Genomic DNA, 10,608 nt, shown 5'->3' on the forward strand with positions numbered 1-10,608 from the left:
TCGTGATGAGGCCTTTCGAACCGCCCCAGCGTTAGACCGAAGTCCGTTGCCGCCGGGGAGCCGCCCATTATAGGGCCCTTCCGAAGAACTGCAACACCTCAGTCATGCCGATGTGCCGCCTTCCTCCAACCCCGCAGCCCCGCTTCCGAAGAAGACACCGCTGCAAGGGGCGCGAATTGTGCATGGATGCGCCAGGGTTGGGAAGCCCCTTGGCGCACGCCGCGCAGCGAACGATTCAACGCGATGGGGCCGCGCCTGCCTGTACGCCGGGGATGCGGTTGCAGGCGATGCCCGCGTCCGCGCAGGCGCGCTGCACGGCGTCGGGCGTATCCGCTGCGTCGGTGCCGTCCGACATGGTGTGCAGGTAGACCACCCGGGCGCCTTCCGCGGCCAGCTTCAGCGCATGCGCCGCCGCCTGGCCGGCCTCCAGCCGGTAGCGGTGCGCATCGCGACGTGCCGGCTCGAGCACCGCGTCGTCCAGGCCCGGGGCCAGCAGGATCGCATCGGCCTCGTTGAGTGCGCGCAATCCACGCAGGGTATAGAGGTCCGGGTCCCCGCTGGCGGGCAGCAGCGCCACCCAGCCCGTGGCGGACAGTCCGTCTGCGGCAGCCCGCAGTTCGTGCAGGAACGATGCCTCCACGCCCTCCGTGCCGGCCGCGGCATGCGCCGCCTCCAGCCGGCCGTCGAGCATCCGCTCGAACCAGCGCCGGCGCATCGCCAGGTCGGGCAGGGCTTCGCGGATGCGTTCGCGGTGGCGTCCGAACAGCCCCGCGAGGACCCCAAGGCCGGGATCGAGCAGGGTCTCCAGCCGCTCGCGCACCCGCCGCGCCAGCATCGGCGCGGCGCCGGCGGAGGAGATCGCGACCACCAGCGGCGAGCGGTCGACCACCGCCGGCACCTGGAAGGTGGACAGGACCGCATCGTCGACCACGTTGACCAGGCGGCGGCGGCGGCCGGCCTCGGCCGCCAGGCCGGCGTTGAACGCGGCATCGTCGGTGGCCGCGACCACCAGCCAGACGGCATCCAGCCAGGCCGGGTCGAAATCGCCCGACAGGCGCACGAGTCTGCCGGCATCGAGGGCCGCCGCGATGTCGGGATGTTCGATCGCGTGCGCATGCACGCGCACCGCCGCGCCAGCGCGGAGCAGGGCGGCGATCTTGCGCGCGGCCACTTCGCCGCCGCCCACCACCAGGACCTCGCGCCGGGACAGATCGGCGAACAGCGGGTAGAGCGCCATGGGGCCTCGTCCAGTGCCATGCATCGGCCCGCATCCTCGCCCGCGCCGGCACGGCTTGTCGATGTTCAGCCCAGAAAGCGCTCGAACACCGCCGCCACCGCGGCCGGCTGGTCCATGTGCAGGTGGTGGCCACCCCGCAGGACGGTCGGCTCCAGGCCGGACAGTGCCTGCAGGCGCGCACGGCGAAGGTCGTCCGGGAAATAGGGCTGGGCCGGATCGGCATAGAGCAGGCGCACCGGACAGGCGATCGCCGCCAGCAGGTCCAGGACCTGGGCCTCGGCGAAGCGCTGCACGGCGGGCAGAGTCAGGCGCGGATCGCTGGACCAGACGTGGCCGGCGGCGACCGGCCGGGTCCCGCGTTCGACCAGCAGGCGTGCGCTGGCTTCGTAGAGCTGGTTGGCCTGCATCCGCGCCCGCACCGCGACGGCCAGGTCCGGGAACACCCGCAGGGACTTGCCCGGCAAGGCGCGGGCGGCCGCCACGCCCTGCTGCAGGCGGGTGGCGGTGTTGCCGACGGCCTCGGACAGGGGCCCGAAGGTTTCGATCAGCGCCAGCCGCCCCACCCGCGCCGGCACCGCGACCGCCACCAGGGCGGCGATCGCCGCGCCCATCGAATGCCCGAGCAGATCGAAGCGCTCCCAGCCCAGGGCATCGGCCGCGTCCAGCACGGCATGCAGATGCGTGGCCAGGCTGTACTCCGCGCCTGCCGGGAGATGGCCGCTGCGGCCGTGGCCGGGCAGGTCGAGCAGCAGCAGGTCCAGTTCCGGCAAATGTGGCAGCAGCGGCAGGAAGCTGGCGGCGTTATCCAACCAGCCATGCAGGGCGATCACGCGCGGCCGGCCGGGGCGCTCCAGGCGCAGCCCGGCCAGCCGGCCCCAGGCGACCGGGTACTCGACCTCGCGCGGGGTCATGCTTCGCTGCCGGCGGCGCACAGGGCCAGGTGGGCCAGCGCATCGGCATGCGCAGGCGCATCGTTGAGGCAGGGGATGTAGTCCAGCCTGCCGCCCTTGGCCTGGAAGTGCTCGGCCAGGCCCAGGGCGACCTCTTCCAGGGTCTCGATGCAGTCGACCGCGAAGCCCGGGCAGACCACGTCCACCTGGCGTACCCCGGCGGCGGCCAGCCGGTCCAGTTCGGACAGGGTGGACGGTTCGAGCCAGCGTTCGCGGCCGAAGCGCGACTGGTAGGACAAGGACCATTGCCCGGCCTCCAGGCCCAGCGCCGCGGCGATGGCGGCGGCACTGTCCTGGCAGCGCTGCGGATACGGGTCGCCGGCATCGGCGATCCTCTGCGGCAGGCCATGGAAGGAGAAGAGCAGGTGGCCGCCGGCGCCGTGCCGGGCGCGATGGGCCTGGATCGAGGCGGCGACCGCCGCCACCCAGCCGGCATCGACCGAATAGTCCTCGATCAGGGTCACGTCCATGCCCTGGGTCTCCTCCGCCACCAGGTCGGCGACGGAGGCGGTGGTGGTGGTCGAGTACTGGGGATAGAGCGGCAGCACCACCAGCCGGCGGATCCCGGCCGCGCGGAGGTCGCGCAGGATCGCGCGCAGGGCGGGCTGGCCGTAGCGCATCGCCGGCAGCACCTGCCAGTCCGGCAGCCGCGCCTGCAGGGCGTCGGCCAGGCGGCGGGTGTGGACCAGCAGGGGCGAACCTTCCGGCATCCACACCTTGGCGTAGTTGGCGGCTGAGCGCGGGCTGCGCAGCGGCAGGATCAGGCCGTACAGCAGGGGCTTCCAGAGCAGGGCCGGGATCGACACCACCCGCGGATCGGAGAGGAACTCGCCGAGGTAGCGGCGCACCGCGGGCGCGGTGGGCGCGTCGGGGGTTCCCAGGTTGACCGCGAGCAGGGCGGTGTCGGCGGCTTCGTGCATCCCACCATTCTGACAGACTGCAACCGCCCGCCGCTCCTGCCCCGGCCCCGCCCGCACGGCCTCAGCGGCGATTCATTCCGGCGTCTCTAAGTTCGCGGTATCTGCGGCTGCCGCCGCCCGTCCGAACCGACAGGAGTCCCCCCCATGCCGATGCCGCGCCCGATGATCCGCTTCCTGCTGCCGCTGGCCCTGCTGGTCGCCGCCGGGCAGGCGGTGGCCGGCCCCGAGGAAAGCGAGCGCGCCCGCAACGCATTGCGCGTGCTGACCGAGATCCAGCAGATCCCGGAGCAGGCGATCCCGGACAAGCTGCTGGACGAGGCGCGCGGGATCGTGGTGATCCCGGACACGATCAAGGCCGGCCTGGTCCTGGGCGGCCGCCGCGGCCACGGCCTGATGGCGGTCAAGGCCGCCGACGGCACCTGGTCCAACCCGGTGTTCGTGAAGCTGACCGGCGGCAGCATCGGCTTCCAGGTCGGGGTGCAGTCGGCGGACGTGGTCCTGGTGTTCCGCAACGACCGCAGCCTGGACGACATCGTCAACGGCAAGTTCACCCTCGGCGCCGACGCCGGGGTGGCCGCCGGCCCGGTCGGGCGAAATGCCGCCGCGGCCACCGACGGCCAGCTGAAGGCCGAGATCTGGTCGTGGTCGCGCGCCCGCGGCCTGTTCGCCGGCGTGGCCTTGGACGGCGCGGTGCTGCAGATCGACCGCGACGCGCAGACGGCCGTCTACGGCGGCAGCACCACCCCGCGGATGGTGTTCGAGGACCGCCTCGCGACCGCCCCGGATTCGGCGGTCGTCGCCTTCCGCGACCAGCTGGAGGAGGCCACCCACAGCGCGCGGGTCACCCGCGGCACGGCCGGCGGCGCGGTGGCGCCGGTCTCGGGCCCGGTGGTGGTGCAGGCGCCCGGGACGACCACCTCGGCGATCCCGCCGGCGCAGCCGGCCCCCGCCGCCACGACCGGTCCGGCGCCGAGCCAGGGCTTCGAGCCGGTGGACGACACCGTCCGCAGCGAGCCGCTGCCCTGATCCGCGCCGCCCGCCAGGCCCGCCTGCGCGCTATCCTGTGTCCCTGTTCCTCTAGACGTGTGAGCGCGCCATGGGCGGTCTGAGCATCTGGCACTGGATCATCGTGCTGGTGGTGGTGTTGCTGGTCTTCGGCACCAAGCGCCTGCGCAACGCCGGCAAGGACCTCGGCGAGGCGGTCAAGGGCTTCAAGGAAGGCATGCGCGACCCGGACAAGCCGGCCGGCCAGCTCGGCAGCGAGCGCAAGGCCGAGTCGCAGGACGAGTCCGAACGCGACCGCGCCCAGCACTGAGCCCGCGTCGGTCGCGCGCGGATGTTCGACGTCGGTTTCGGCGAACTGCTGCTGATCGCGGTGGTCGCCCTCGTGGTCCTGGGCCCGGAGCGGCTGCCCAAGGCGGCCCGCTTCGCCGGGCTGTGGGTACGGCGCGCGCGCGCGCAGTGGTACTCGGTCAAGGCCGAGCTGGAACGCGAGCTGGAAGCCGAGGAACTCAAGCGCAGCCTGCAGGAAACCCAGGCCTCGCTGCGCCAGGCCGAGGCTTCCCTGCGCGAGGAGGCCGAGACCGCGCGCCAGGGCCTGGAAGGCATGCGCCGCGAGGTCGAGGACGCGGCCTCGCTGCCGGCCGACCCGATCGATGCGGCGGGCACTCCGGCCCCCTCCCCCGACACCGGCGCGAAGGAAGGCGATGAACCCCGCCAGCCCTGAACACGAGGCCGAAAGCAGCCTGATGGAGCACCTGCTGGAGCTGCGCTCGCGGCTGATGCGGGCGCTGGCCGGGCTGATGGTGGTGCTGCTGGCGCTGTTGCCGTTCTCCAACAAGCTCTACGCCCTGCTGGCCGCGCCCCTGCTGGACAAGCTGCCGGCCGGCGGCCAGCTGATCGCGGTCGAGGTGGCCTCGCCGTTCTTCACCCCGATCAAGCTTGCGTTCTTCACCGCACTGGTCGCCAGTGCGCCATGGCTGCTGTACCAGGCCTGGGCGTTCGTCGCCCCGGGCCTGTACCAGCGCGAGAAACGGCTGGCGGTGCCGCTGCTGGCGTCGGCGGTGGCGCTGTTCTACGCCGGCTGCGCGTTCGCGTTCTTCGTTGTGCTGCCGTCGGTGTTCGGCTTCCTCACCGCGATCAAGCCCGACGGGGTGGCGATGATGACCGACATCAACGCCTACCTGGACTTCGTCTTGGTGATCTTCCTGGCCTTCGGCGCCAGTTTCGAGCTGCCGGTGGCGCTGGTGATCCTGGTCCTGCTGGGCTGGGTCACTCCCGACCAGCTGCGCGCCGGGCGCGGCTACGCGGTGGTCGGGATCTTCGTCCTGGCCGCGGTGATCACCCCGCCGGACGTGGTCTCGCAGCTGCTGCTGGCGGTGCCGATGTGCCTGCTGTACGAGGCCGGGATCCTGGCGGCCCGGCTGGTGGAACGGCGCGTGGACTGAGCCGGCGCGCTCAGGCTTCGAAGTGGCCGGACACGGCGGGGTCTGCGGCCACCGCCCTTGCGGCGCCGGGATCGCCGAACAGCTGGCTCCAGGCGGTCAGCACCGCGCCGGCCAGCAGCGGCATGATCACCGCCATCATCAGGATCTGCGCCACCCAGGCCGCCAGCAGCGGGCCGGCCAGCAACTGCAGGACCAGGCTGAACAGCAGCACGGCGAAGTAGATCGCCGACAGGGCGATGAAGGCCAGCAGGAAGAACACCAGCAGGGCCGGCAGGTTGTGCACGCTGGCGCGCAGGCTGTCGCCCATCGCTGCCAGGCCGCCACGGCGGTCGAACACGATCCGCGGCACCGAGACGAACACGGTCATCGCCACCATCACCGCGGCGACCAGGCCCAGCAGGAGCCACAGCAGGATCCGCCCCGCCGGCAACCCGGACACCAGCGCCTCGACCTGTTCCGGGCTGGGCTGGGCGCCGGACTGGGCCAGGGCATTGAGCTCCTCGCTGACCGCGTACATCTGCTGCAGCTGGTCGGTGCCGATCAGGACCAGCAGCAGCACGCCCAGCAAGAGGCCGGCGGCCAGCTGCGGCAGCAGGGTCGCCAGCAGCGGCGGCACCAGGCCTTCGCGCAGGCCGTGCAGAAGATGGCCCGGCTGCGGCGGCCGGCCCTGGGTCAGCTCGCGCACCGCCCAGACCAGGCCGGCGAACAGCAAAGGCCCGGCCAGGGCCAGCAACAGCTGCAACGCGGCCGCCAGCGCCGGCACCGCCAGGGCGAAGGCGATCACCAGCGCACCGAGCACGCCCCACAGGGCGCCGAGCATGCCCAGCGCCAGCGGCGCCTGCCGCAGCAGGGCGAAGCCGCCGAGCAGCCATTCCGCGCCGGCCGAAGCCGGCAGCCTGCGAATCGTGTCCATTCCTGTTCCGTTGCTGCGCCTGGTCGCCAGGCGCGGGTTGTTGCGAGAGGGATGCCGGCCTCAAGCGGCGGCAGTGGGATTATCGGCGATCGGCTTCGGAAGCGTTCACGCCCGGCCTTGGCGCCCGGGGGTGCCGCGCGCATGCTGGACGAAGCGCCGCAGAAGCTGCCGGGCCTGCGGCGCGGCGCTGACCTCGCGGGCGACCGTGCGCGGGCAGCGGCCATGGTTGCGCAGGCACTCGGCGCGGGCGTTGACGTAGCCGCGCATGTGGTGGGTGGCGAATTCCGGGTGAAACTGCACCCCCCAGGCCTGCCCGCCCCAACGGAAGGCGTGGCAGCCGTCCTGCTCGGAACGGGCCAGCACCGTGGCCCCTTCAGGGGGCCGCAGGACGGTCTGCAGGTGGGTGGCGTGGGCGGCGAAGCGCGCCGGCATAGCCGCGAACAGCGGGTCCTCGAACGCCGGCGGATGCAGGTCGATGAACACCGTGCCCGACTCGCGCCCGGCCGGGTTGTAGTCGACCTGCCCGCCGAGGGCGTGGGCCAGCAGCTGGTGGCCGTAGCAGATGCCCAGCAGGGGGGTGCCGTCCTGGACCGCCTCGCGGATCCAGCCGGCAGTGCGCTCGCTCCACTCGGCGCGGTCGGTGACGAACGCGGCCGAACCGGTGACGATCACCCCGGCCAGGTCCTGCGGCGAAGGCAACGGGTCGCCTCGCTCGGCGTTGACCTCGACCACCTCGCGCGCAGCCAGCCCGGCGGCGACCCGGATCCAGTGCGGGAAGCGGCCATAGCGCTTGAGGCTGTCCACCGGCTGGCCGGTCTCGACGATCAGGAAGGGCGCGCGGCGGGCGGCGTTCACGGGCAGGGCGAACCAGCGGAAAGTGGCGGTTGAAACGGCGCAAACCCGCATGGCGGCGGGGCTGCGCCCTATACTAGCCCGCTTTTCCGCACCGCAATAAATGCCGATGACCGGACCGACCTTCCAGGGACTGATCCAGGCGCTGAACGCCTACTGGGCCGAACAGGGCTGTGTGCTGATCCAGCCCCTCGACCTGGAGGTGGGCGCCGGCACCTTCCACCCGGCCACCTTCCTGCGCGCGCTCGGCCCGGAGCCGTGGAACGCGGCCTACGTGCAGCCTTCGCGCCGTCCCACCGACGGCCGCTACGGCGAGAACCCCAACCGCCTGCAGCGCTACTACCAGTACCAGGTGGTGATGAAGCCCAACCCGGACAACATCCAGGAGCTGTACCTGGGCTCGCTGAAGGCGCTGGGCATCGACCCGCGGGTGCACGACCTGCGCTTCGTCGAGGACAACTGGGAATCGCCGACCCTGGGCGCCTGGGGCCTGGGCTGGGAGGTGTGGCTCAACGGCATGGAGGTGACCCAGTTCACCTACTTCCAGCAGGCCGGCGGCCTGGAGTGCCGGCCGGTGCTGGGCGAGATCACCTACGGCCTCGAGCGCCTGTGCATGTACCTGCAGAACGTGGACAACGTCTACGACCTGGTGTGGACGGTCGGCCCGCAGGGTGTGGTCACCTACGGCGACGTCTACCACCAGAACGAGGTCGAGCAGAGCGCCTACAACTTCGAGCACGCCGCCGTGGCCGAGCTGTTCCACCGCTTCGACGCCTGCGAGGCCGAGGCGCTGAAGCTGGTCGAGGCCGGCCTGCCGCTGCCGGCCTACGAGCAGGTGACCAAGGCCAGCCACAGCTTCAACCTGCTCGACGCCCGCCGTGCGATCTCGGTGACCGAGCGCCAGCGCTACATCCTGCGCGTGCGCAAGCTGGCCCAAGGCGTGGCCGAGGCCTATCACGCCCAGCGCGAGAAGCTCGGGTTCCCGGGGCTGAAGACAGAAACAGCGTAAGCCCCTCTCCCCTTGGGAGAGGGGACAGGGAGAGGGTCGGCGACCGACGGTCCGCCCCTCCCCGCACCCTCATCCGGCGCTACGCGCCACCTTCTCCCGGAGGGAGAAGGGAAAAGCAAGGTCATCACCGACATGAGCGAACAGAAATCCCTCCTGATCGAACTGGGCACCGAGGAACTGCCGGTCAAGGCGCTGCCGGGCCTGGCCCAGGCTTTCTTCGACGGCGTGGTCGCCGCGCTGGAGAAGCGCGGCATCGCCCTGGAGACCGGCGACGCGCGGCCGCTGTACACCCCGCGGCGGCTGGCGGTTTTGCTGCCGGCGGTGGCCGTGGAGCAGCCCGAGCAGGCCTCCGAGGTGCTGGGGCCGTACCTCAACATCGCCCTGGACGCCGAAGGCCGGCCGACCAAGGCGCTGGAAGGCTTCGCCGCCAAGGCCGGGGTCGAGTGGACCGCGCTTGAGCGCACCAGCGACGCCAAGGGCGAGCGCTTCGTGCACCGCTCGCGGCGCGCTGGCGCGCAGACCGCGCAGCTGCTGCCGGAGGTGGTGGCCGAGGCCATCGCCGGCATGCCGATCCCCAAGCCGATGCGCTGGGGCGGCCACGACTATGCCTTCGCCCGCCCGGTTCACTGGCTGGTGCTGCTGCTGGGCGACCAGGTGGTGCCGGCTCAGGTGCTGGGCGTGGCCTCGGACCGGATGAGCCGCGGCCATCGCTTCGAGCACGACAAGCCGGTGTGGATCGGCCAGCCCGGCGACTACATCGCCGCCCTGGCCGCGGCGCGGGTGCTGGTCGACCCGAGCGAGCGCCGCGCCCGGATCGTGGCCGAGGTGGAGAAGGCCGCCGCGGAAGCGGGCGGCCAGGCCCGGATCACCGACGACAACCTCGGGCAGGTGGTGTGCCTGACCGAGTGGCCGGCGGCGGTCCTGTGCGGCTTCGAGCGCGAATTCCTGGCGGTGCCGCAGGAAGCGCTGATCGAGACCATGGAGATCAACCAGAAGTTCTTCCCGGTGCTGGACGCTGGCGGCAGGCTGACCGAGAAGTTCATCGGCATCGCCAACATCGAGTCGCGCGACGTCGCCCAGGTGCGCAAGGGCTACGAGCGGGTGATCCGGCCGCGCTTCGCCGACGCCAAGTTCTTCTTCGACGAGGACCTCAAGCAGGGCCTGGCGGCGATGGGCGACGGCCTGAAGAGCGTCACCTACCAGGCCAGGCTGGGCACCGTGGCCGACAAGGTCGCGCGGGTGGCGGCGCTGGCCGAGTCCATCGCCGCCCAGGTCGGCGCCAACCCGGCGCTGGCGCGCCGCGCCGCGCAGCTGGGCAAGAACGACCTGCAGTCGCGCATGGTCAACGAGTTCCCGGAGCTGCAGGGTATTGCGGGCCGCCACTACGCGCTGGCCGCCGGCGAGCCGGCCGAGGTCGCGCTGGCGATCGACGAGGCCTACCAGCCGCGCTTCGCCGGCGACGACATCGCGCTCTCGCCGCTGGGCAAGGTGCTGGCGATCGCCGAACGCCTGGACACCCTGGCCGGCGGCTTCGCCGCGGGCCTGAAGCCGACCGGCAACAAGGACCCGTTCGCCCTGCGGCGCAATGCGCTGGGGCTGGCGCGCACGGTGATCGAGAGCGGCTACGACCTTTCGCTCAAGGAACTGCTCGAACACGCCATCGATGCCATCGGCCCGTTGCCGGCCGGCAAGGACGGCGCCACCGCCAAGGCCGATGCCGGGGAACTCTACGACTTCATCCTCGACCGCCTGCGTGGCTACTACGCCGACAAGGGCGTGCCGGCCGCGCACTTCAACGCGGTGGCCGAGCTGAAGCCGGCCTCGCTGTACGACTTCGACACCCGGATCGACGCGATCGGCACCTTTGCCCGGCTGCCCGAGGCTGAAGCCCTGGCCGCGGCCAACAAGCGCATCGGCAATATCCTGAAGAAGGCCGACGTCGCGATCCCGGCGATGGAGGACCCGGCGCTGTTCGCCGAGCCCGCCGAGCGCGCCCTGGGCGAGGCGGTGGAAGCGGCCCTGGACGACACCACCGCGGCCCTGCACCAGCGCGACTACGTGCGCGTGCTCGAGCGCCTGGCGCGGGTGCGGCCGCAGGTGGACGCGTTCTTCGACCAGGTGATGGTCAACGCCGACGACCCGGCCATCCGCGGCAACCGCCTGGCCCTGCTCAAGCGCCTGGCCGACCGCTTCGGCGCGGTGGCGGCGATCGGGCAGCTGTCGGCCTAAGCCGCCTGGCGGCGGCGGGGGCTGTCCCCCGCGTCTGGCGGTGCGCGCCGT

At 72.1% G+C, this 10,608-nt stretch carries 10 protein-coding genes and 1 pseudogene; 6 read left to right on the top strand and 5 right to left on the bottom strand.

Features of this window, described 5'->3' with window-relative positions:
* Window positions 1-235 precede the first annotated feature (235 nt).
* The 3 genes from CSC62_RS12445 to hemH all read right to left on the bottom strand — a co-directional run bounded on the left by CSC62_RS12445 (window position 236) and on the right by hemH (window position 3,107).
* A complete protein-coding gene (locus CSC62_RS12445) occupies window positions 236-1,237 on the bottom strand; it encodes a siroheme synthase (RefSeq protein WP_162406869.1) in 1,002 nt (333 codons plus the stop codon).
* Window positions 1,238-1,302: 65 nt separating this feature from the next.
* Window positions 1,303-2,148, bottom strand: coding sequence for an alpha/beta fold hydrolase (locus CSC62_RS12450; RefSeq protein ID WP_162406871.1), 846 nt, complete (start codon window positions 2,146-2,148; stop codon window positions 1,303-1,305).
* Complete coding sequence (gene hemH, locus CSC62_RS12455; protein WP_162406873.1) at window positions 2,145-3,107, bottom strand: ferrochelatase; 963 nt, start codon at window positions 3,105-3,107, stop codon at window positions 2,145-2,147. The genes CSC62_RS12450 and hemH overlap by 4 nt, the downstream gene beginning before the upstream one ends.
* A 150-nt stretch (window positions 3,108-3,257) precedes the next feature.
* Here hemH and CSC62_RS12460 point away from each other — a divergent pair, with 150 nt between their 5' ends.
* The 4 genes and pseudogenes from CSC62_RS12460 to tatC all read left to right on the top strand — a co-directional run bounded on the left by CSC62_RS12460 (window position 3,258) and on the right by tatC (window position 5,554).
* Window positions 3,258-4,133, top strand: coding sequence for a lipid-binding SYLF domain-containing protein (locus tag CSC62_RS12460; RefSeq protein WP_211369003.1), 876 nt, complete (start codon window positions 3,258-3,260; stop codon window positions 4,131-4,133).
* A 70-nt stretch (window positions 4,134-4,203) separates the two neighbouring features.
* Window positions 4,204-4,422 carry a Sec-independent protein translocase subunit TatA gene (tatA, locus tag CSC62_RS12465; protein WP_162406877.1) on the top strand — a complete coding sequence of 73 codons (219 nt, stop codon included), beginning with the start codon at window positions 4,204-4,206 and terminating at the stop codon, window positions 4,420-4,422.
* Window positions 4,423-4,443: 21 nt separating this feature from the next.
* Window positions 4,444-4,678: pseudogene (gene tatB / locus CSC62_RS18080) on the top strand (Sec-independent protein translocase protein TatB); the annotation flags it as partial.
* A gap of 135 nt (window positions 4,679-4,813) precedes the next feature.
* Entirely contained in the window at window positions 4,814-5,554 is a 741-nt protein-coding gene (gene tatC, locus CSC62_RS12475) for a twin-arginine translocase subunit TatC (protein WP_162406881.1), read from the top strand.
* 10 nt (window positions 5,555-5,564) lie between these two features.
* Here tatC and CSC62_RS12480 read toward each other — a convergent pair whose 3' ends face one another.
* The gene (locus tag CSC62_RS12480) at window positions 5,565-6,467 is read right to left on the bottom strand and encodes a BPSS1780 family membrane protein (protein WP_162406883.1); all 903 of its coding nucleotides are present in this window, start codon (window positions 6,465-6,467) and stop codon (window positions 5,565-5,567) included.
* Window positions 6,468-6,572: 105 nt separating this feature from the next.
* Window positions 6,573-7,322, bottom strand: a complete 750-nt coding sequence (locus CSC62_RS12485) for a glutamine amidotransferase (RefSeq protein WP_162406885.1) — start codon at window positions 7,320-7,322, stop codon at window positions 6,573-6,575.
* A gap of 106 nt (window positions 7,323-7,428) precedes the next feature.
* On the opposite strand from CSC62_RS12485, the gene glyQ reads away from it, so the two are divergent.
* Together glyQ and glyS are read left to right on the top strand one after the other, a co-directional pair.
* Entirely contained in the window at window positions 7,429-8,328 is a 900-nt protein-coding gene (gene glyQ / locus CSC62_RS12490; RefSeq protein ID WP_425502027.1) for a glycine--tRNA ligase subunit alpha, read from the top strand.
* A gap of 132 nt (window positions 8,329-8,460) precedes the next feature.
* Complete coding sequence (gene glyS, locus CSC62_RS12495; RefSeq protein ID WP_162406889.1) at window positions 8,461-10,557, top strand: glycine--tRNA ligase subunit beta; 2,097 nt, start codon at window positions 8,461-8,463, stop codon at window positions 10,555-10,557.
* The last annotated feature ends 51 nt before the right edge of the window (window positions 10,558-10,608 follow it).

It is taken from the genome of Pseudoxanthomonas jiangsuensis, from assembly GCF_010093185.1.
GTDB classification, from domain to species: domain Bacteria; phylum Pseudomonadota; class Gammaproteobacteria; order Xanthomonadales; family Xanthomonadaceae; genus Pseudoxanthomonas; species Pseudoxanthomonas jiangsuensis.

Coding starts and splice junctions, on each gene's coding strand:
- CSC62_RS12480 (WP_162406883.1), bottom strand. CDS start 6,467: ATGGACACGATTCGCAGGCTGCCGGCTTCGGCCGGCGCGGAATGGCTG.
- tatA (WP_162406877.1), top strand. CDS start 4,204: ATGGGCGGTCTGAGCATCTGGCACTGGATCATCGTGCTGGTGGTGGTG.
- tatC (WP_162406881.1), top strand. CDS start 4,814: ATGAACCCCGCCAGCCCTGAACACGAGGCCGAAAGCAGCCTGATGGAG.
- CSC62_RS12450 (WP_162406871.1), bottom strand. CDS start 2,148: ATGACCCCGCGCGAGGTCGAGTACCCGGTCGCCTGGGGCCGGCTGGCC.
- CSC62_RS12445 (WP_162406869.1), bottom strand. CDS start 1,237: ATGGCGCTCTACCCGCTGTTCGCCGATCTGTCCCGGCGCGAGGTCCTG.
- glyS (WP_162406889.1), top strand. CDS start 8,461: ATGAGCGAACAGAAATCCCTCCTGATCGAACTGGGCACCGAGGAACTG.
- CSC62_RS12460 (WP_211369003.1), top strand. CDS start 3,258: ATGCCGCGCCCGATGATCCGCTTCCTGCTGCCGCTGGCCCTGCTGGTC.
- glyQ (WP_425502027.1), top strand. CDS start 7,429: ATGACCGGACCGACCTTCCAGGGACTGATCCAGGCGCTGAACGCCTAC.
- hemH (WP_162406873.1), bottom strand. CDS start 3,107: ATGCACGAAGCCGCCGACACCGCCCTGCTCGCGGTCAACCTGGGAACC.